This window comes from Micromonospora sp. NPDC005237, assembly GCF_040607775.1.
In the GTDB taxonomy this organism is placed as follows: Bacteria; Actinomycetota; Actinomycetes; order Mycobacteriales; family Micromonosporaceae; genus Micromonospora.
On sequence record NZ_JBEXHJ010000003.1, the window covers coordinates 561,749 to 582,212 of the forward strand.

Annotated in this window: 19 protein-coding genes; 8 read left to right on the forward strand and 11 right to left on the reverse strand. The window is 71.1% G+C overall.

Annotation, left to right across the window (positions count from 1 at the left end; genetic code table 11):
• The first annotated feature begins 362 nt into the window (after positions 1-362).
• Genes ABZT87_RS11455 through ABZT87_RS11470 form a run of 4 tightly spaced genes read left to right on the forward strand, consistent with a single transcriptional unit; the run spans position 363 to position 2,309 of the window.
• Entirely contained in the window at positions 363-602 is a 240-nt protein-coding gene (locus ABZT87_RS11455) for a hypothetical protein (protein ID WP_355135186.1), read from the forward strand.
• 43 nt (positions 603-645) lie between these two features.
• A complete protein-coding gene (locus ABZT87_RS11460) occupies positions 646-1,593 on the forward strand; it encodes a hypothetical protein (protein ID WP_355135188.1) in 948 nt (315 codons plus the stop codon).
• 31 nt (positions 1,594-1,624) lie between these two features.
• Positions 1,625-2,029, forward strand: a complete 405-nt coding sequence (locus tag ABZT87_RS11465) for a hypothetical protein (RefSeq protein WP_355135190.1) — start codon at positions 1,625-1,627, stop codon at positions 2,027-2,029.
• Positions 2,030-2,042: 13 nt separating this feature from the next.
• Positions 2,043-2,309 (forward strand): hypothetical protein, encoded by a 267-nt coding sequence (locus ABZT87_RS11470; protein ID WP_355135192.1) that lies wholly within the window; start codon positions 2,043-2,045, stop codon positions 2,307-2,309.
• Between the two features lie 3 nt (positions 2,310-2,312).
• Here ABZT87_RS11470 and ABZT87_RS11475 read toward each other — a convergent pair whose 3' ends face one another.
• From ABZT87_RS11475 to pglW, 6 genes are all read right to left on the reverse strand, one after another.
• Complete coding sequence (locus ABZT87_RS11475) at positions 2,313-2,729, reverse strand: hypothetical protein (RefSeq protein ID WP_355135194.1); 417 nt, start codon at positions 2,727-2,729, stop codon at positions 2,313-2,315.
• Complete coding sequence (locus tag ABZT87_RS11480) at positions 2,662-4,869, reverse strand: prolyl oligopeptidase family serine peptidase (RefSeq protein WP_355135196.1); 2,208 nt, start codon at positions 4,867-4,869, stop codon at positions 2,662-2,664. Before ABZT87_RS11480 ends, ABZT87_RS11475 begins: the two co-directional genes overlap by 68 nt.
• Before the next feature lie 116 nt (positions 4,870-4,985).
• Positions 4,986-5,396, reverse strand: a complete 411-nt coding sequence (locus tag ABZT87_RS11485) for a hypothetical protein (RefSeq protein WP_354856273.1) — start codon at positions 5,394-5,396, stop codon at positions 4,986-4,988.
• Positions 5,393-5,674 carry a hypothetical protein gene (locus ABZT87_RS11490; protein WP_354856274.1) on the reverse strand — a complete coding sequence of 94 codons (282 nt, stop codon included), beginning with the start codon at positions 5,672-5,674 and terminating at the stop codon, positions 5,393-5,395. The genes ABZT87_RS11485 and ABZT87_RS11490 overlap by 4 nt, the downstream gene beginning before the upstream one ends.
• Positions 5,675-5,738: 64 nt before the next feature.
• Positions 5,739-9,011 carry a DEAD/DEAH box helicase gene (locus ABZT87_RS11495; protein WP_354856276.1) on the reverse strand — a complete coding sequence of 1,091 codons (3,273 nt, stop codon included), beginning with the start codon at positions 9,009-9,011 and terminating at the stop codon, positions 5,739-5,741.
• A gap of 93 nt (positions 9,012-9,104) precedes the next feature.
• On the reverse strand, positions 9,105-13,235 hold the full coding sequence (gene pglW, locus ABZT87_RS11500) for a BREX system serine/threonine kinase PglW (protein WP_355135198.1): 4,131 nt from the start codon (positions 13,233-13,235) through the stop codon (positions 9,105-9,107).
• A gap of 252 nt (positions 13,236-13,487) precedes the next feature.
• Here pglW and ABZT87_RS11505 point away from each other — a divergent pair, with 252 nt between their 5' ends.
• Positions 13,488-14,627 carry a site-2 protease family protein gene (locus ABZT87_RS11505; RefSeq protein WP_355135200.1) on the forward strand — a complete coding sequence of 380 codons (1,140 nt, stop codon included), beginning with the start codon at positions 13,488-13,490 and terminating at the stop codon, positions 14,625-14,627.
• A 75-nt stretch (positions 14,628-14,702) separates the two neighbouring features.
• On the opposite strand, the gene ABZT87_RS11510 is transcribed toward ABZT87_RS11505, so the two are convergent.
• Both ABZT87_RS11510 and ABZT87_RS11515 read right to left on the reverse strand, forming a co-directional pair.
• Positions 14,703-15,980 (reverse strand): FAD-binding protein, encoded by a 1,278-nt coding sequence (locus tag ABZT87_RS11510; protein WP_355135202.1) that lies wholly within the window; start codon positions 15,978-15,980, stop codon positions 14,703-14,705.
• Entirely contained in the window at positions 15,977-16,747 is a 771-nt protein-coding gene (locus tag ABZT87_RS11515) for a hypothetical protein (RefSeq protein WP_355135204.1), read from the reverse strand. Before ABZT87_RS11515 ends, ABZT87_RS11510 begins: the two co-directional genes overlap by 4 nt.
• Before the next feature lie 101 nt (positions 16,748-16,848).
• On the opposite strand from ABZT87_RS11515, the gene ABZT87_RS11520 reads away from it, so the two are divergent.
• Positions 16,849-17,271 (forward strand): hypothetical protein, encoded by a 423-nt coding sequence (locus ABZT87_RS11520; protein WP_355135206.1) that lies wholly within the window; start codon positions 16,849-16,851, stop codon positions 17,269-17,271.
• A 4-nt stretch (positions 17,272-17,275) separates the two neighbouring features.
• On the opposite strand, the gene ABZT87_RS11525 is transcribed toward ABZT87_RS11520, so the two are convergent.
• Complete coding sequence (locus ABZT87_RS11525; RefSeq protein ID WP_355135208.1) at positions 17,276-18,205, reverse strand: LLM class F420-dependent oxidoreductase; 930 nt, start codon at positions 18,203-18,205, stop codon at positions 17,276-17,278.
• Positions 18,206-18,292: 87 nt separating this feature from the next.
• Between ABZT87_RS11525 and ABZT87_RS11530 the strand changes: the two genes are divergently transcribed.
• A complete protein-coding gene (locus ABZT87_RS11530; protein ID WP_355135210.1) occupies positions 18,293-18,604 on the forward strand; it encodes a metalloregulator ArsR/SmtB family transcription factor in 312 nt (103 codons plus the stop codon).
• Positions 18,605-19,135, forward strand: a complete 531-nt coding sequence (locus tag ABZT87_RS11535) for an SRPBCC family protein (protein ID WP_355135212.1) — start codon at positions 18,605-18,607, stop codon at positions 19,133-19,135.
• 13 nt (positions 19,136-19,148) lie between these two features.
• Here the strand turns inward: ABZT87_RS11535 and ABZT87_RS11540 are convergent, their stop codons facing one another.
• Both ABZT87_RS11540 and ABZT87_RS11545 read right to left on the reverse strand, forming a co-directional pair.
• The gene (locus ABZT87_RS11540) at positions 19,149-20,186 is read right to left on the reverse strand and encodes a hypothetical protein (protein WP_355135214.1); all 1,038 of its coding nucleotides are present in this window, start codon (positions 20,184-20,186) and stop codon (positions 19,149-19,151) included.
• Positions 20,186-20,455 (reverse strand): hypothetical protein, encoded by a 270-nt coding sequence (locus ABZT87_RS11545; protein WP_354856293.1) that lies wholly within the window; start codon positions 20,453-20,455, stop codon positions 20,186-20,188. The genes ABZT87_RS11540 and ABZT87_RS11545 overlap by 1 nt, the downstream gene beginning before the upstream one ends.
• Positions 20,456-20,464 lie beyond the last annotated feature (9 nt).

A 20,464-nucleotide genomic window follows, 5' to 3' on the forward strand; every position in this document is an offset into this window, starting at 1 on the left:
GTTCACGGGCATGCGCTCCGGGTCGTCCGCGAAGGCGTGGAGTCCCCACTTGCCTCGTCTCGGCGACGAGGTAAGTTCCAGCGCCGGCGCGATCGGGGAGTCGCCTGGCCGGGGCGTGATGACAGGGGGTTGGATGGCACCGAAGCCGAAGATCCAGAACGCAGATGAAGCGATCCAATGGATCACGGAGGGCCGCACCTATACGTGGATGACCGCCGAGCACGAGCGGAAGTACAGCATCCGCATCAGCCCCTCCGGCTGGAGCTATTTCCGACGCACGCACGGCTTGGATCCCAGGCAGGTTCGCGACGAGGAGCTGATCCCGTGGGGGGGTCGAGCCTCGACACAAGTACAACTACCTGGTGGTCCTGCTCCGTGCAGAGGCGCGACGTCGCGCCGGCAAGACGTTGAACCAGGACGACATCTATCGAGTCGACGCCCTCCTGCGCGATCTGAAGGAGCGGCACGCCGTGGTGCACTACGACCCGGACACGGAGGAGGGCTTCCACCTGGTGCCGCGGGAGCCGGAGGACGAGGACATCATCCGTCAACCCGCCAAGGTGACGAGGAAGCGCCGGTCTCGGGACCCATCAACTGCCTGAGACGGCATCGACCGCAGTTGCAGCGCAGTGCAAGGATGCGACCATGATCCGGCTGATCGCGGATGACACCTGGCACGGCCTGGAAAGCTATCTGAGGCAGGCGACCCGCAAACGCGCCGCCATTGCCTACGTCGGATCGGCCGCCGCGGACCTGCTCGGCCTCGTGTCCGGCGATCTGATCATCATCGACGGTTCCGACGCCGCGCTCGGCGCCGGTCTCGTAGACCCAGCCGTCATCGGCGCCTGGCTCACCGCCGGTGTCGAGGTGCGCTCCCTGTGGGGCCTGCATGCCAAGGTGATGCACCTGGCGGGCAGGCGCACGCGGGTCGTTATCGGCTCGGCCAACGCCTCCGCTCACTCTCGCGATCGACTGCGGGAGGCGGCCGTCGTCACAGACGACGAGGGGCTGTGCGCGCAGGTCATCGAGCAGTTGGACGTGTGGCAGGCCGACAGCGATCGGATTGACGCGACGTGGCTGACGCACGCACAGCAGGTCTATCGCCCTCCTGTAATAGCATCCCCGCCGCACGCCAGCCGGCGGCTATCGCGCCTGTGGGTGGGCATGGCCGTCAACGAGCCGACGGCACTTTCAGGAAAGGCTGCGGCGGTGGCAGAGCGGCTAGAGCAGCGCCACGGCCACAGCGCCGTCCTGCCGTGGCGCATGTACCGGGGCGACGAGCGCATGGTCCGTCAGGGAGACGAGGTCGTTCTGGTCGATGTCGGCCCGATCAGGCAGGAACCACGGAAGAATTCCCGAGCCTGGCCGCCGGCCCGGGTCGCACGGGTGGTGACCGAGGAGCGACGCCGGCCGGTGGCCTTCCTGGTATGGCCGCACAACTCCGGCGGTCTTGGCACATGCCCGTTCGAGAAGGTGAATGAGGCTGTCCAAGCAGTTGGCGGTGAGATCGACTGGCGCAAGCCCTTCGAGGCGCAGTCCCCCGAGGCGAAGGCTCTCCGGGCACTCTGGCCGAGGTCGGACGCGCCGCAGTAGCGACAACCGACAGGACCATTGGGAGGACAAGATGCCGACTCATCAGCAGACCCACCAAGCCGGCCGTCATCTGGCCGTTGGCCAGGCCCTGCTACGTGGCCACCGCGCGAGCCTCGCCGGTGCACAAACCTTCATCGACATCGACGGCCGCCGCGCCGCCGTGATGGTCGCCGGCAAGGGCGCCTGGATGATCGCGGACATCGCCACGTTCACCGACAGCACCGTTGCGACGTACGTACTTGTCGACGTCTCGGAGGCACACCCACGGTTCTTCATCGCACCTGGCGACGAGCTGCGTCATGACGTGCGGCAGCGCCACCAGCAGTTCATGGCCCGGGTGGGCGTCAGACCGCGCAACAGCGAGAGCCGACACACCAAGATCGAGCCGCAGGACGTCGCACAGTGGGAGGACGACTGGTCCGCCTTCGACCGGTAGAGCGGAGCCGTCCATGCACGACATCGATGAAGTCTGGGCCGCGATCACCGAGCACGCCGGTCAGACCTTTCGGACGGTCAGCGGGCTGAAGTTCTACTACACAGTTGACGGAGACCGGCTGCTGACCGACCGCACCCACCATTGGATCCACCGCAGTCAGCTGACGGCCGCGCTGGGCCTGTGGCCGGTGGCTGGGCCCGGCGCACTGAACAACGTCGTACGCGGGCCCAGCTACCTCTACGCCCTCCTTGCGGACCGTCGGATCATGCCGGATTCCTGATGCTCATGGCAGCTCCGGCACGCCACGCAGCAGCGCCAACGCCGAGCGGTCGGAGCTGAGCTGGGCCAGCTCAGCGTCTATGAATGTGCTGAAGAACGCTGCGGGTGAACCCATGTAGGCCGGATTGTCGTCGGTGTGCCACTGGTGCAGCCACGGCTCGATCTCCACCAGCCCGGCGAGCAGCGGCAGCCGCCGGTGCGCCGGCCACGCCTCCTGCGTCTTCCGGTCAAGGTAGATGGTGGCGAGCGCCTGCGCCTGCGCCAAGTGGTCCCACCCGGCCCAGCCGAGCAGTTCGCTGCCGTCACTGTCCCGCCCCGCCTGCGGGTACGAGATGAACCGCTCCTTCGGCACGTCAAGCTTGCCGCGCGCCTTCCAGTACGACGGCCGGGCGAAGTCCGCCGAGCTGTACTTCGGCGGCACCTCGATGTCGACCTTCTCCCCCGCGTCCTCCCGGCGCTGCAACGCCCAGGTCCGCTCCCGCCTCAACCGCGTCGTCCGGCGAGACCTGGCGCGGCAGGCTGTCGGGTTGTCCGGTCAGCTTTCGCCACAGGAACTCCAGCGTCAGCGCCCACACGAAGGCCCGCTGCTCGTTGTTGGCCGCCGCCCCGTGCCCGCCCTCGACGTTCTCGTAGTAGGACACGTCGTGGCCGTGCTCGCGCAGCCGGGCAGCCATCTTCCGGGCGTGCCCCGGATGCACCCGGTCGTCTCGCGTCGAGGTGATGAACAGGACCGACGGGTACAGCCGGCCGCCGCGGACGTTGTGGTACGGCGAGTACTCCCGCAGGTAGGCCCAGTCGGCCTCCCGGTCCGGGTCGCCGTACTCGGCCATCCACGAGGCTCCGGCCAGCAGCCGGTGGTAGCGCCGCATGTCCAGCATCGGCACGCTGGCGACGACAGCCCCGAAGAGCGCGGGGTAGCGGGTCAGCATCACCCCCATCAGCAGCCCGCCGTTGCTGCCGCCCTCGACGCCGAGCCGCTCCGGCGTGGTGATCCCGCGCGTCACCAGGTCGACCGCCACCGCCGCGAAGTCCTCGTACGCCCGGGGCCGGTTCTCCCGCAGCGCGGCGCGGTGCCACTCGGGGCCGTACTCTCCGCCGCCCCGGATGTTCGCCACCACGTAGCTGCCGCCCCGGGCCAGCCAGCCGCGCCCGATGGTCCCGCTGTAGTGCGGGGTCAGGGAGACCTCGTAGCCGCCGTACCCGGTGAGCAGCGTCGGCCCGCCGGCCGCGCCCGGCTCCCCCACCACGAAGTACGGCACCCGGGTTCCGTCGGCCGAGGTGGCGAAGAACTGGCGTACCGCCAGGCCGTCCGCGTCGAAGAACTCCGGCTCCCGCTTGAGCGTCTCGACCGCGCCGCCGACCTGGCCGAGCCGCAGCCTCGCCGGTTGCAGAAACCCTTCGGAGGCGAGCAGGTAGGCGTCGTCGTGGTGCGGGTCGGTCTCCAGGATCCGGCTGTGGTCGAGCTTCGGCACCCCCGCAAGCGGCTCCCGCCGCCAACCGGTCTCGCCGGGCGTCAGCACCTCCAGCCGACTCCGCACGTGAACTAGCGTGGCCAGGATCAGATGGTTCCGGGTCCAGACGTAAGAGCTCAGCGCCGTGCGAGCGTCGGGCCGGAAGAGCACCGTCAACTCCCGCTGACCAGCGAGGAACGCCTCGAATCGGGTCGCCAGCAAAACACCAGAGGGATGGGTCACCCCACCGACCAGCCACGGCGAGCGCAGCCGGATTAAAAGCCACTTCCGGTGCACCTCCCACCAGGCGTCCTCCGGCACCTCGATCCGGGTCAGTTCGCCCGCCCCGGTCAGCAGGTAGCTCTGGGTGCGGTAGAAGTCCAGGCTGCGAACGACGAAGTCGCGCTCGAATCCAGGGGTTGGATCGTGCGAGGCGAACACCGCTACGTCCTCCGGCCGCCCCTCATGCACCGTGTCGGCCGCCGACAGCGGCGTGCCTCGCCGCCAGCGTTTCGCGACGCGTGGGTACCCGGAGGAGGTCAGCGACCCCGGCCCGAAGTCGGTGCCGACGTAGATGTGGTCCGCGTCGATCCAGCAGACACGGCTCTTCGCCTCCAGCAGCGTGAAGCCGTCCTCGACGAAAGCCCGGCGGAGCAGGTCGAACTCGCGCACCACGACCGCGTCGGCGCCGCCCCGGGACAGGCTGATCAGGCAGCGCTGATAACCGGGCCGCAGCACCGTCACCCCGCTCCAGACCCAGTTCTCGCCCTCCTCCGCCGCCAACGCGTCGACGTCGAGCAGCACGTCCCACTCCGGCGCAGGCCGGCGGTACTCATCGAGCGTCGTCCGCCGCCAGACCCCACGCGGGTGCGACGCGTCCTTCCAGAAGCCGTAGTAGAAGCCGTCCCCGCGCCAGCCCGGGTAGGGGATGTGGTCCTCCGCATCGAGCACCTGCCGGATCTCGGCCCGCAGCCCGGCGAACGCCTCGCCTCCGGTCAGCGTGGCCAGGGTCTCCGCGTTGCGGTCCCGCACCCACCCGGCGGCGTCCGCGCCATCCAGGTCCTCCAGCCAGAGGTACGGGTCATCGCCCTCGTCGGTCAGCCTCGCCACGTTCGCCACTATCCCCGACGAGTGACCACCATCCACGCATTGTCGGCATGGCGACTGAGCCCTGCCCGACCTGACCGGCCCCGTCGAACGGCCGAGACAGAGGTCCCAGCGGAGTGTTAGTCCCAGGTCAGGCTGATATCGAGGATCTCCAGCCCAGGGGGCATCGCCGGCGACACGGTCTTCGGGTCTCGGGTGACCAGATAGCAGCGGTAGAGCGCGGCGGTCGCGACGGCGTGCGCGACATCCAACGACACGTGTGAACGCGCGGCGATACGGGCAACCCGTCGGCTCGTGGCCGCGTCGTAGACCGCTACCTGGATGTCGCGGTCCTCCGTGAACAACAGGTCAAGCATGGTGGCGACTGCAGTGCCCGCCAGTTCGAGCTGCGCCTGCCCCAGGCAAAGGGCGGGAACCCACACCTGTTGCTCCGGGTCCTCCTGCGCGAGGGTCAGCATCGCACCAGGTTCGACGCTGGTCCCCGAGGCGTAGGCGAGAAGAGCAGAGGTGTCGAGGACCAGGCCGTTCACGCGGCCGCAGTCCCCTCATCGTCGAACTGGCGAAGCCACTCGAGATTGCGGGCATGCTGCTCGTCACTGATCGGTGGGAGGGCTGCCAGGCGAGCCCTTGTCCGCTCCACGTCTTCATCGGTGACGATATAGCCGAGCTGCGCCCACCGCGCACGGAGATTGTCGGCCCGCATCTTCCGGCGAAGGACTCCGGCGATGAAACCGGACGTGTTGCCCTGCGTGCGCTCGACGTACGCGGCCACGTCGTCGGGCAAGCTGATCGTGATGCGGCGCGTCATACTCCGAGCATACCTGCTGCATACTGACTAAGCGCCCCCGGCCGCTCACGCCACGCGGCCGCGTTCACTCGAGCAGGCTCCTGATATCGCCCGCGGTGAGCTGCGCGGAGGCGAACTCGCCGCCGTCCAGGACGCTGCTGAAGAGCTCCGCCTTACGGGCCTGCAACGCCATCACCTTCTCCTCGATGGTGTCCTTGGCGACCAGGCGGTAGACCATGACGTTGCGGGTCTGGCCGATGCGGTGCGTCCGGTCGATTGCCTGGTTCTCGGCGGCCGGGTTCCACCACGGGTCCAACAGCAGGCAGTAGTCGGCCTCGGTGAGGTTGAGGCCGAAACCGCCCGCCTTGAGGCTGATCAAGAAGACCGGGTTGCCGCCGCTTTTAAACTCGTCGATCACCGCGGCCCGGTCGCGGGTGTTCCCATCCAGATAGCTGCACTCGATCCCGTCCGCTTCCAGCCGCTGCCGGGCCGCGTCGAGGAAGCGGGTGAACTGGCTGAACACCAGGCTGCGGTGCCCCTCGGCGACCAGACTGGAGATCCGATCGGTGAGCACGTCCAGCTTCGTCGCTGGCACCTTCTGCTGCGCCGGGTCGACCAGCGCCACGTCGAGGCTCGCCTGCCGCAGCAGGGTCAACGACCGAAAGATCTCGAACCGGTTCTTCTCCAGGTCGCCTAGGAGACCGAGGACCTTCTGCCGCTCCCGCTGCAGGTACGCCTGATACACCCGGCGGTGCCGGCGGTCCAGCTCCACCTCGATGACCTGCTCCTGCTTGGCCGGCAGGTCCGTGGCCACGTCCGCCTTGCGACGGCGCAGCATCAGCGGCCGGATCCGGCGGCGCAGCTGGGCGAGCCGCTCCGCGTCCCGCTCCTTCTCGATCGGGTTGCGGTAGTACTCGGTGAACCGGTCGGCGCGGGGCAGCAGCCCGGGTGCGGTGATCGAGCAGAGCGCCCAGAGCTCGCCGAGGTGGTTCTCCATCGGCGTGCCGGTGATCGCCAGCTTGAACGGCGCCGGCAACAGCTTCGCGCAGCGGTGCGCCTGGGACTGCGAATTCTTGACGAACTGCGCCTCGTCGAGGATCAGCCCGGCCCAGTCGAGGGCACGGTAGTCGTCGTACTCCAGCCGAAACAGCGTGTACGAGGTGACCACGACGTCCGCGCCGGCCACCGCCCCGGCCAGGAGCACGCCGCGCCGTGCCACGGTCTGGGTGACCGCCCGGACGTCCAGCTCCGGAGTGAAGCGGCCCGCCTCGCTCGCCCAGTTGGCGACGACGCTGGCCGGAGCGACCACCAGGAACGGCGCCTCGGCGCGCGCGTGGCAGATCAGCGCCAGCGTCTGCAGGGTCTTGCCGAGCCCCATGTCGTCGGCGAGGACGCCGCCGAGGCCGTGGTCGTGCAGGGTGGCCAACCAACGGAAACCATCCTGCTGGTACGGGCGCAGCTGCGCCCGTACCCCGGCTGGGATCTGTTGCTCGGCGGCGGGTTCCGCCTCGCTGAGCGCGCGTACCGACCGCTGCCAGGCCGCGGCCTGGCCGGTGACCTCACCCAACTCAGCCAGCTCGTCCCAGAGCCCCGCCTGGAACCGGCCCACCCGCAACACCCCGGGCGGGGCATCCGCGAGTGCCCGGGACTCGGCGATCAGGTCCCGCAGCTGCTGGAACTCCGGTCGTTCGAGCGCGAAGTAGGTGCCGCTGGGCAGGATGAGGTATTGCTGTTCCTGCGCCAACGCCGCGAAGAGCGCGGCGAAGTCGACCTGCTCCCCACCGACGGAGACCCGCACCGACAGGTCGAACCAGTCATGCTCGCCGGGATCACCGCCATCGGCGAAGGTGATGGCGGGCGCAGCGTGTGTCTCCTGGTAGTCGTCGAGCGTCCCATCCGAGGGAGTGGCCAGCTCCACACCGTCGAGCTCGGCCAGTCGCGGCACGACGTCACTGACGAACCGGACCAGGGCGTCACCGGCGAGGCTCACCGAGGCGGCCAGCCGGGGCCCGGTCGAGGACGGCTCCAGGAGCTCGGGCGCCGGCTTGGCGACCAGGTCGACGACCCGCCGCAACAGCTCCGCACGGCGCTCGTCCGCGGCGACGGCCACCCCGTCCCGCAGCGGCTCGGGATGGCGCCGGCCACCGACGACCCGATGCCACTCCCAGCCCACCCGGAGACGGTGATCGGGCTCGGGTCTCACCGTCGCGGTCAGTGTGGCCGGCCCTACCATCGGAAGCTGAACGGCCGGATCCGCGGCGAACACCTCCACCTGGCGGAGCAGCTCCGGGTAGAAGCGGTCGAAGAACTGCTGCTCCTCGGCGGCCGGAATCCGGATCGCCGGCCCGGCGAGCGCCCGCACCATCCCCGGCAGCAATGTCCCGGCCAGCGGCGCCAACCAGAGTGCCGGTCCGCCGGATCGGGCGTCGGGCCCGCTCAGCTCCCCCACCCCGGCGACGCCGTGCGCCGGTTCGCCGATGAGGAGTACGCGCGACACAGGGATCGGTGCACCGCCGGCCGACAATGTCGGCGCCAGCACCAGCTCCCCATCGGACCGGCCGACCTGCACCGAGAGCCGGGCCGGACGGCCCAGCACGACCGGCCCGGCTCGCTTGCCGGCCTGCACCAGCGGCAGCCCGGCCTCGTCCGCCTCAGCCAGCAGGTCCCAGATCCGCCGACTGGCGAACTCGTGTAGCGCGAGCGCCCGCCGATGGCCGTCGTAGTAGTGGTAGGAGTCGGTGTCTGTGCTCGCCAGTCGGGAGATCTCGACGAGCAGTCGGCGGTGCCGTTCGGTCTGCGCCGATCGGCCGAAATAGGCGTAGCTCAACGTCGACCAGCTGATCCCGGACCGCACCCAGCCGGTGCGGCCCGGCACCACCGGCCGCAGCTCGACCTGGAAACCCGCCGCAGCGTCCGAGCCCTGGGAAACGACGTCGAACTGCAGGCCGAGACCCGGCGGCTCCGACTCCGGCACAACCGGCGGCGGGGCGACGTCCCGGACCAACGCGGAGACCGCCCGCTCCCAACTCGGCGCAGACCGCGCCGGACGGGGTCTCCGGGGTTCGGCCGTGGCGAACGTCGCAAGCACCAGCGCGGCAGGGTGGGCACAGCCGGTCTGCCCGCACGTACACGAACCATCCAACGCCTCGACCATGCCGTCGGCGTCCGACCGCACCGTCGCCGCCACCTGGCCCGCCACGCTGCCGTCGAGCCGACCGCGCCCCTGACCGGTCTCCGGATCCCACTGCACGTCCAGCAGTTCCCCACGCTCAAGCAGCTGGCGCGCGCGCACGAAGGTCCGGGAGCCGACAAGCTCGTAGAGCGCGGCCTCGGCCGGGCTCAGGGCGAGTTTTGCCACGTTCGATCCCTTCGCTGGCTTACCGGTCCCGGCGCCCAGCAACGATAGCCGCCACGCGACAGACGAAGCGTCACCGCGCCGAGCGTCTCCCTCTCAACTCGTCGGCGATGCCGCCCGGCCCGACGACTCGATCCAGTCGTCGGCGAGCCACAGCGACTGGCTGGCCGGGGAGGTGAGCGGCAACTGCACCCCGTCCAGCACCGCCGGGTCAGGTCGACGAGCCGGCACCAGCAGCAGCCGGGCGGCCGGTCGAGGTCGGGTCGGGTCGGCCATCTCCTGGAGCAGCCCGAGCTGCCCGTAGCGGGCCAGCGGCGCCGCCTCGGTGATCAACACCGGTCGGTCGGCGGCGGCGATCGCTTCGTTGACCGCCGGCACCACCTGATGCCGGACCAGGTCCACCAGGCTGCGGAAGTCGGCGTCCAGGGGTGAGCTGTTGTCGGCCGCCACGATCGCCTCCCAGGGGAAGCCCAGCGCGCGCAGCCGGTCCAGCAGGATCGCGGTGACGTCCACTTCGGTCAGCGGCAGCCGGGCCAGCAGCGCCCGACGGGCCGAAACCAGCCTGCGCAGGGGTGCCAGCACCGCCAGGAAGGCTCGCCGGTCGATGGCCGCGGCGAGCTTCTCGCCCACCTCGTCGGCGGCGGTCAGCCCGAGCAGCGGCGCGTGGGTGGTGGCCAGGCGGGTGCCGGTCACCGACGCAGGCGTGCTCGCCGGCCCGTACAACCGGTCCTGTGGGTGCCAGGTCAGCGGCACCTCGGCCGCCGCGAGCAGGTCGGTCAGGGCGGGCCGATCCGGCACGCGCTCCGCGCGAGGGAATCGGCTGTGCACCCGGTCACGGATCTGCTGCGGCCCCAGCCGCTGGCCGATCAGGCCACCGACCGACAACCGCAGCGCGCGCTCGGCCGACATGCCCACCGGATAGAGCTGCCCCTGCGCGTTGACATCGACCCGATCGTTGCTCCCGACTGCGGCAAGTTGCAGCAGCCGCAGGTCGGCCACCGCCGGCATGCCGGCCGGCAAGGACAGTCGGCGTAGCTCCTCGACAGCGCGCTGCCGGGTCGGCAGCGGGTCGGCGACAGCCAACTCGGCGGCACGGCTGCCCAGCTCCACCACGTACCCCAGGAAGTCGGCGGCGGTGACGTCGGACGCCGGATCGTCCGGTTCCCGGCCGACCAGGACGGTGCCGGAGGCGCGGAACCGGTGGATGGCCACCCGGGCGTCCCCGCCGGTGCTCAGCTCGGCCTCGACGGCGGCGCGGACCAGCCCGATCGCCTGTGGCAGCCGCTTCGGCGCGGGGGTGTACGAGCCGCGGGCGGCGATCAGCGCCTGGGCCAACTCCTCGGCGGACATCACCGCGCCGCGCGCGTCGAGCAGTGCCACGATCTCGTTGCGCACCGCCTCCAGCGCCGGCTCACCCAGCCAGTTCTTGGCCTGGGCAGCGAGCAGCTTGGAGATCTGGGGCTGACTCCGGCCGATGGCCCGGGCCGCCTCACTCTGTGCCGGCCAGCACAGGAACTCACCGTCGTCGGTGGGCGTCTGCCCGAGCAGCACGGCCAGCGTCCGGTGGTTGCGGGAGGTCGAGGCGGGAAGCAGGGTCGCGCAGAGTGCCTCCACGCCCTGCGCCAGGGGCTGCTCGTCGACGGCGGGCGACTCGCTGCCGCCGGGCAGCACGGCGCGCAGCGCCCGCGCCTGGGCGATGATCTCTTTGCGGGTCGCGTCCGGCACTCCCTTGGCCCGGGTCAGCGCCGACAGCTCGACGTCCAGTAGCTCGCCGACAGTGTGCAGGCCGAGTCGTTGCAGCGCCGAGCGGGCCCGAGCGGTCAGCTCGGTGACCTCCAGCGGTGACTCGCGAGTCAATCCCACGGCCGCTGGCAGCGGGCCGACCGGAGTCACCGCCGGCTGCGGGACCTGCTGGAAGATGGCCCGCCAGGCGTCGGTCATCTCGTCGACCGTGTCGAACCGGGCCGCCGCGTCCCTCGCCAACGCCCGGCCGAAGAACTCCACCAACCGGTCCGCAACCGCCGGGTCGAACACCGCCGGGTCGAGGGCCACCTCGTCGCTGACCACGGCCGGGTTGGCGTTGTCACCCCAGCGGGGCAGCACGCCCGTCGCCATCTCGTAGAGCACGACGGCCGCCGCGAACCGCTCGGCCGCCGCGTCGTAACGCAGCCGGCGCGGCGGACCGAGAAACGGATCGAGGTAGCCGACAGTGCCCGCGCCGAGCTGGTCGGCGGGGGCGGACGAGAGCGAGAAGTCAAAGACGCACAGGTGCGGCTGCTTGTCCTTCGGCCGCGGTCGGGCCGCCAGGTTCGCCGGCTTCAGATCCCGGTGCCAGACACCCTGGCCGTCCAGGTAGTTGACGATGTCGAGCAGGTCCCGGCCGTACCGCTCCAGCAGGTCCAGCGCCAGCCGGCCGCCGCGCAGCTCCTCGGCGAGGGTCCGCTGCCCGGCACTCTCCATCAGCAGCGCGGTCCGGCCGCCGACCCGCACCGGGCCGTCGACCAGCGCGGCCACCTGGGGGTGCTTCAACCCCGCGAGGGTACGCGCCTCCGCCGTCAGCCGTTCCTCGTGCTGCTCGTCGCGGGCAACCTTCAGCACCAGGTCACGCGACTCCCCGTCGCGAGTGACCAGGAAGGCGACGGCCGTGGCACCGGAGCCGAGCCGGTCCTTCACCTCCAGGCCGCCGTCGAGCACGTCACCCCGGTGGGCGGAGAGCGGGTCGGCAACCGGCTCGGGCTCCGGCGCGGTCAGCTCCTCCCAGACCTTCTCCAGGTCCTTGTGGAACCGGGAGACGCTGGGCAGCCGTTGCGCCGGATCGCCCCGGGTCGCGTCGTAGACCAAGGTGACCAGCGTGTGCGGCATGCCGTCGACCGCGGCATCGAGGTGCAGGCCACTGTCGCGTACCGCGTTGACGAGTTCCTCCGGCGTGGCGGCCGGCACCGCACCGGCGAAGATCCGGTACGCCAGCGCGCCGAGAGAGAACACGTCGAGCTGGTGGCCCGGCAGCCGGGTGGCGTTCTCAGCCTCCGGCGCCTGGTAGCGACGGACCTCGTCGTCGAAGAACAGCTCCAGGCTGGCCGGGTCGCTCGACGGGCCCAGTCGGGTGAGCTGGGTTGTGCCGGCCAACCGGCCGCCGGTCTGCCAGTCGGTGACCACCAGCGTGGGGCGTGGCCCGTCCGGATTACCGACGTAGATCGCCCGGGGCGAGAGCGCCCGGTGGGCCAGCCGGCGGGAGTGCGCGTAGTCGATGATCTCGGCGAGATCCTGCACCAGTTGCAGTCGCTGGGCCAGGGTCAACGCGTCGCCGCGGCGCAGCAGCCACTGGTCGAGGCGTACCCAGTCCGGTTGGTGGTCGAAGACGACCGCCGGGCCCCAGGAATGCTCGACCAGATCGTGCGCCCGGGCCACGCCCGGATGATGGATGCCCTGCAGCAGGCGGAACTCCCGCTCCGCCGCCTTGCGGATCGCCGGAACCTCATGCTCGGCGGCCCGGCTAGTCAGGTAGAACCGCACCCGACGCACCAGCGAGGTGTCCAGCGCGTGCCCGGCGAGGAAGTCCTGCCAGCCGAGACCCTCGGCGAACGGCTTCGGGTGCAGCAACAGTTGGCCAACCTTGCGGTCCGCCACCGACGGCCGGATCTTCGCGCCGCGCACCAGCTCGACGATGTCGCGGCCGCGCGCCTCGTCCACCAGATGGTCCGGGTTTCGCGGCAGGGCGAGCAGCAGCTTCTTCAGGCCGGGCAGCCCGGAGTCGTGCTGCTCCAGCCCGTAGATGTGCTGGCTGCCGATCGCGTCGAGGTCGGCCCGCATCGCCTTCGCGTGCAGGAAGACCGCCGCCCCGACATAGGGCGTCTCGCGCTGCCGTCCGTGTTGCTTGGCGTAGTAGCGGATCAGGCTGGCCAGCCGCTTCGCCTTCCGATTGGCCAGAATGTACGGGTTGTCTTCGGGGATCAGTCGAGAATTCGGCACCCGGCGCAGCCACTGGGTGCCGTCACCGCGGATTTCCCCCTGCCAGTGCTTCAGCTCCAGCACGTATAGCCCGCTCGGGGTCAACACCAGGGCGTCGACCTCGTTGATCGAGCCGTCGGCGCCGACGAACTCGACGTTCGTCCAGACGTGGTACGGGTCGGCGTCGGGCAGGTAACCGGCCAATTCGCGCAGCCCGTCCTGCTCCCAGATGTACGAGCTGGAGTTGATCTGCTCCCAGCGCGGTGAATCCTCCCGCATGCGCCGACCCTTCCGCCCTGGCCGTCGATGTTCCGGCTCAGTCTGGGCACTTTACCGTTTCGGCGCTTGATCAGCGGAGACCACCGCTCGCGCACACAGTGCATCTGGTCAACCACCCTTGACTAAGGGTGGTGGAGCGCGGCCGGACGGAATTTGTACAGATGTTCGCTCGGCACGGTCGACGGATCACACCCACCGAGACGCCACCTCGTCGACTGGCATGGGCAGGCTAAGTAGGGGTATCAGCCCGGGATGAGGGCAAGTTTCCGGCTCGGACGGATCGCGGGGGTGCCGGTCGGGGTCAACTGGAGCGTTCTGGTCATCTTCGCGCTGATCGCGTGGGCGCTGGCCGCGAACCAGTTCCCCCGCTCGTACCCGGACCGCTCGCCCGTGGCGTACACCCTCGCCGGTCTGGCCGCGGCGGTGGTCTTCTTCGTCGGCCTGCTCGCCCACGAGGTGTCGCACGCCGTGGTGGCCAAGCGCAACGGGCTGACCGTCGAGAGCATCACGCTCTGGCTGTTCGGCGGGGTGGCCGAGTTGCGGGGCGAGCCGCGCGACCCCGGCGCGGAGCTGCGGATCGCCGGCGTCGGCCCGCTGGTCAGTCTGCTGCTCGGGGCGTTCTTCGGTGCCATCGCGTTGCTGATCGCCCTGGCCGGGCAGGGTGGGCTGCTCTTCGGCGCGATCGCGTGGCTGGCCGGCATCAACGTACTGCTGGCGATCTTCAACGTGCTGCCGGCCGCGCCGCTGGACGGTGGTCGGCTGCTGCGCGCGGCGGTGTGGAAGGTCACCGGCGACCGGAGTCGAGCCTCGGTGGTGGCCGCCCGGGCCGGCTGGGTGCTCGGCGCGCTGCTCATCGGCCTCGGGTTGTGGCGGTTCCTGTCCGGCGTCGGCTTCGGCGGCCTCTGGTTGGTGCTGATCGGCTGGTTCCTGATCGGCGCCGCCGGAGTGGAGGAGCGGCAGGCCCGCACCGGAACCGCGCTGCGCGGAATCCGGGTCGCCGACGTGATGACGCCGCAGCCGCAGACCGCGTCGGCGGACATGACGGTCGCCGACTTCGTGGACCACTACCTCTTCGCGTACCGGCACTCGGCGCTGCCGCTGACCGAGGATGGCCGACCGACCGGCCTGGTCACCGTGGACCGGGTGCGGGGCGTACCGGCCGAGCGGCGCGCGTCGACCACGCTGGCCGAGGTGGCCTGCCGGGCCGACGATCTGGTGCTCGCCCGGCCGGGTGAACAGCTCAACGACCTGCTTCCCCGGCTCAACGAGTGCGCCGACGGTCGCGCCCTGGTGGTGAGCGACGACGGCCGTCTAGCGGGCATCGTCTCCCCCAGCGACATCGCCCGCGCCGTCCAACGCGCACCCCTGCGCACCCCCACCCCGTCCCGCTGATCATGAAGTTATTGCGCCGACACGCCGGGCCGAGAGGCAATAACTTCATGATCACCGGGGTGGGCGGCCGGGTGGTCAGCGGGGGAAGTAGCGGTCCAGCAGGTCGGTGCGGAACGTGCCGGTCGGGTCCAGGCGGGTCAGCAGGGCGGCGAAGTCGGCGTGGCGGGGGTAGCGGGCGGCCAGCTCGGTCGGGGCGGTGACGAAGACCTTGCCCCAGTGCGGACGGGGCGCGAACGGCGCCAGGCGGTCCTCCACCTCGGCCAGCACCGGCAGCACCGCGTCGACGTCGTCGACCCAGGTGAAGTGGACCACGAAGCTGTCCCGCCTGTGGTTCGGGCTGAGCCACAGCTCATCGGCGGCGACCGTGCGCAGCTCGCACACGTGCAACACCGGGGCGATCAGGTGCGCCACCTCGGCCAGCGCGGCGAGCGCCCCGGCCGCCGCCGTACGCGGCAGGTGGTACTCGGACTGGAGTTCGTCACCGCTGCTCGGGGTGAAGCCGAGCTTGAAGTGCGGCAACCGCTCGTGCCACGGGCCCGGCACGCCGAGCTGTGGGGTGCAGTTCTCCGCCGGCATGCCGAGCACCGGGTGTCGCGGCTGGTCGGCGGCCGTGGTGCCGAGCCAGTCCGCTTCCGGCGGCGGCTGGTTCGCGAGCTGTTTGCGCCACACCTCCCGCAGGCGCGGGGTACGCCAGTCGGTGAACACGCTCACGCTGTACGCCGAGTCGAGCGCCTCGTCCAGCGCCTCGACGGGCAGGTCGAGGCGCACGTACTGGCGCAGCTCGAACGCCGGCACCAAATCCAGGGTGACCCGGGTGACCAGGCCGAGCGCGCCGAGCCCGACCACCATGCCGGCGAACGTGTCGCCGTCGGTGTCGCGGTCCACGTGCGTCAGGTCCCCATCGGCGGTGACCAGCTCCAGGGCGGCGACCGAGGTGGCCAGGTTGCCGTGGGTGGGGCCGGAGCCGTGGGTGGCGGTGGCCACCGCGCCGGCGACCGAGATGTGCGGCAGCGAGGCGAGGTTGGCCAGCGCGTACCCCTGGGTGTGCAGGTGTCCGGCGAGGTCGCCGTAGCGCAGCGCGCCGGCGACGGTGACCCGCCCGCGCTCGCGGTCGACCTCGATCGTCGGGGGCAGGCCGGCGAGCGAGACCAGGTCCCCGGTGGTGTCGCCGAGGCGGTTGAAGGAGTGTCCGGTGCCCACCGCGCGGATCCGGGAGCTGCCGGCGACCAGCCGGCGCACCTCGTCGACGGTGGTGGGGCTGTGGAACTCCCGCGCGGCGTAGCGCACGTTGCCGGCCCAGTTGCGGCGTGGCACGTCGCTGCTCGACGTCAGGTGCTGTCCCTGCGCGGTCATGGGGCGGTCTCCCGATCGGTGGACTGGTGGTCGGCCAATGCGGCGATGAGGGCGTCCAGAACCGTATCCGTCTGGAACGTGTGGTAACCGCGTTGGGCGATCGGCAGACCGGCGGCCGTGGCGCGTTCGATCTCGCCCCGGGCCGCCTGCCGGGTCGCCGCGTCCCCGGACATCAGGGCGTCCTGGCCGCGTCGGATCAACCGGTCGACCCGATCCATCTGATAGCCACGCAGGCCGACCGGGAGCTCCGGGGCCGCGAAGGCGGCGCGGCGCAGAGCGACCAGGTCGACGAAGCGGTCCCCGGCGCAGCTCGCCAGCGCCTCGGCCACCTGCTCGGGTTGCTCCCGGACCTGGTCGAAGACGAGCAGCTCGATGGCCGGCCGGCCGTCGATCGGGTGGCGGGCGGTGACCGGCTCGAACGTCACACCCGGGGCGGGCACCAGCAGCAGGCGCGGCGGTGTCGAGTAGCCGTCGCGGCGGGGCGGCTCGTCGAGGACCAGCGCGTCGACCTCGGCCCACCGGATCTCCCGGCGCAGGCCGGGCCGCCGGATGCTGAGCCCTTCCGGGGTGATCCCGAAGCGGAACGGCCGCATCGCGCTGACCAGCGCCACCGCGCCGAGCGCGATCGCACCCACGGCGACGATCGTCCGTAGCAGGGCGCCGTCGCTGGGGTAGACCAACAGGAGCACCCCACCGAGTACGCACACCAGGGCGAGCACCCGGGCCCCCCGGCTCCGGCGCAGCTCCACGCTCGGACCCCCGTTCATGACCGTGGCGTCGGTCCCCGCATCCTCTGACAGACCGGGCGCCACGGACACCGGACGATCGGGCACGGTTGTTCTCGCCATCGTCGGGGAACCCTACGCCCATGAGCAGCTACCGTGATCCGGCCCTGCGGGGCGACGTGTTCCCGTCGGAGGAGGAGCTGGACCCGACCGGCAGCGCTGTCGAGCCGGCCAGCGCCCCGCCGGGCGCCCGGTTGTCGAGCCACCCGTCGCCCACGCCCGGCCCCCGTCCGACACCCGCCCCCGCGCCCGCGCCGACGCCCGTACCGTCGCCCGGTCCGCCGCCGCGCGAACCCGCCGCCGGGCCGCAGTCGATCGTGACGCGCCACCTGGACGGGTCGGTCGAGGTGGTCACCGACCTCGACGGGGACGGCGTCGCCGACGTCGTCCAGATCGATGTGGACGGCGACGGCGTACCGGACATCACCTATGTGGACAGCGACCGCGACGGCCGGTTGGACACGGTGCTGCACGACCCGGGCCAGCACGCGCAGCACCGCGCCTGACGACCTACAGGTTCGCCATCACCTCGGTCGCGACCAGGTCGAGGTGGTCCAGGTCGGTCAGGTCGAGCACCTGGAGGTAGAGCCGCTGGCTGCCGATCTTCGCGTACCGGCCGATGGTGTCCAGGACCTCGTCGGGCGTGCCGGCGAGACCGTTGGCCCGCAGCTCGTCGGGCTCGCGGCCGATGGCGGCGGCCCGGCGGGCGACCTCGGCGTCGTTGCGCCCGCAGCACAGCACCAGGGCGTTGGACCAGACCAGGTCACCCGGGTCCCGACCGATCTCGGCGCACGCCGCGCGGACCCGCTCGAACTGCGCCGCCGAGTCCGCCGGCGAGGCGAACGGCAGGTTGAACTCGTCGGCGTAGCGGGCGGCCAGCCGGGGCGTGCGCTTCGGACCCATCCCGCCGAGCAGGATCGGCAGGCGGGGCTGCTGCACCGGCTTGGGCAGGGCCGGGGAGTCGCTGACCGGGTAGTACCGGCCAGCGTGGCTGAACCGCTGCCCGGCCGGGGTGGACCACAGCCCGGTGATGACCGCGAGCTGCTCCTGGAGCCGGTCGAACCGCTCGCCCAGGTCCGGGAACGGAATGCCGTACGCGGTGTGTTCGTCGGCGTACCAGCCGGTGCCGATGCCCAGCTCCACCCGGCCGCCGCTCATCTGGTCGACCTGCGCCACGGTGATCGCCAGCGGGCCGGGCAGCCGGAAGGTGGCGGCGGTCATCAGCGTGCCGAGCCGGATGCGGCTGGTGTCGCGGGCCAGGCCGGCCAGCGTGGTCCACGCGTCGGTGGGGCCGGGATCGCCGCTCCCCGCGCCCATCCTGAGGTAGTGGTCGGACCGGAAGAACGCGCCGAAGCCGTCATCTTCGGCGCGGCGGGCCACCGCGAGCAACTGGTCGTAGCTGGCGCCCTGCTGGGGCTCGGTGAAGATCCGCAGTTCCATGGTCCGAGCATAGGTAGCCGCACCGGGCACCGCCCGTCCTCGTCATATACCTTGACAGACATATAACTGAGTAGGCATATTGGGTCGGTGTCCACCGACGCCTTCACCGTCCTCGCCGAGCCCACCCGACGCCGGATCCTCGACGCGCTCCTCGACGCCGACCGCAGTGTGGGCGAGCTGGTCGACGGGCTCGGTGTCAGCCAGCCGGCCGTCTCCAAACACCTGCGGGTGCTCCGCGAGGCCGGCTTCGTCTCCTGCCGGACCGCGGCCCGGCAGCGGATCTACCGCCTCGAGCCGGGCCCGCTGCGAGCGGTGGACGGCTGGCTCGACCCGTACCGCCGGCTCTGGACCCGGCACCTGGACGCCCTGCAACGGCACCTCGACAGTCAGGAGCAGTGAATGAACCGCGACGCATTCCGCCCGAGCCCACCCGCCGAGGTGCGCGCCGAGCCCACCGACGGCGGCGCCATCCTGGTCTTCGTCCGTGACCTACGGCAGCCGCCGGCCACCGTGTGGGCGGCGCTGACCGACCCGACCCAACTCGCCCAGTGGGCCCCGTTCCTCGCCGACCGGAACCTCGGTGACCCCGGCGCCGCCGTGCTCACCCTCGTCGACGGCGAGACCACCCAGGAGCAACCGGCGACGGTACGACGGGCCGAGCCGCCCCACCTGCTGGAGTACACCTGGGGCGACGACCTGCTGCGCTGGGAGCTGACCCCACTGGGCGCCGGCACCCGGCTCACCCTGCGGCACACCATCGCCGAGCGGGGCATGCTGCCGATGGTCGCCGCCGGCTGGCACCTCTGCCTCGACGTGGCCGACCGGCTGCTCGACGGCGACCCGGTCGGCCCGATCCGGGGGGCCGAGGCCAAGGACTTCGGCTGGGCCGAGCTGCGCGACACGTACGCCGAGCGGTTCGAAGCCGAGTGACCGAGGGCCCCGGTCAGACGTACGGCCGGGTGGCGTACGCGGTGCGCAGCGCGGCCAACCCGGCCGACTTCGGCGACAGGGTGCCCCACCCGGAGTTGAAGTAGTTGGTCCGCGCGATGCGGGGCCCACGCTCGGCGTTGAGCTGGGCGATCGCCGCGGGAACTGTCGCGATCCAGGCCGCCTGGTCCGGGATCTGGGCCGACCGCACCCCGTACTCCGTGATGATCACCGGCCGGGACAGCGCCACCGGGCCGAGATCCGCCACCGCCCAGTCCTTCGTCCGGCGGAAGCGGGCCAGCGCGGTCTGGCCGACGGCTGTCGCGTAGGCGTTCCACTGTAGGTAGTCGAGCCGCGACATCAGCGACTCCGGGTGGGTGCGCTGAAAACACGCCCGGTCGAAGCCGCCCAACCCGACCGAGAAGGTCGTCCCGGCGGGCAACGTGCGGGACTTGAACCAGGTGACGATGTAGGTCACGGCCTGCACCGCCCGCGAGTCGGACTCGGCCCAGGTGTACGCCTTGCCAGCCTCGGTCGTGCCGAACTCGTGGTCCGTGTCCAACTCGGACGCGAGCTGGATGTTCACCCCGAAACCGAGCGCCCGGTACTGGGACAGGGCACGCGCGAACAACCCGTCGCACTGGCCGTTGAGCACCTGGGTGTACCCGTACGCCTTCGGCCAGGTGGTGCCGGGACGCTGCTGGATGGTCATCGACGGCGCCGGCACGGTGTAGGTGACGCCGTCCACCGTGAAGGTCTGCGGCCCGGCGTTCGGAGCGCCGTAGTGCTTCAGCTCAAGGACCATGTTGATCTGCATCCCGGCCTTGCCCAGGTTGATGAGCCAGGGCCGGTTGTAGCCGGGAAAGATGTACCCGTCGGCGAAGCTGCGGTACTGGGTCAGCGAGCGGAAGTTGCCACCGGCCATGTCGGCCGTCGGGTCGGCGCCTCCGGACAGGTAGTAGCCCCCGAGGACCGGCTGGCGCAGGCTGTAGTCGACGCCGGCCGTCGCGGTGTTGCCGGCCGCGTCGCGAACCTGGACGGTGACCCGGGGCATCACGCCACCGCCCGGTACACGGCAACTGAGCCGTTGTCGGAGACCCGGGACCAGGTACGCCCGGAGTTGTCGGTCACGGTCACGGCCAGCGGATCGATGACCGCGGTGACCTTGACCGGCGCGCTGCTGTTGCCCTGCGCGTCGGTGACCACGATGGTGACGGTCAGCGGTTTGGTGTCGGCGTCGGAGTACGTGACGGTCAGCAGCATCTGGTCACCCGGCGCGAAGACGGACGCGTTCAGGGCTGCGGTCGCGGTAGGAGCCGCCATGTCAGGGCC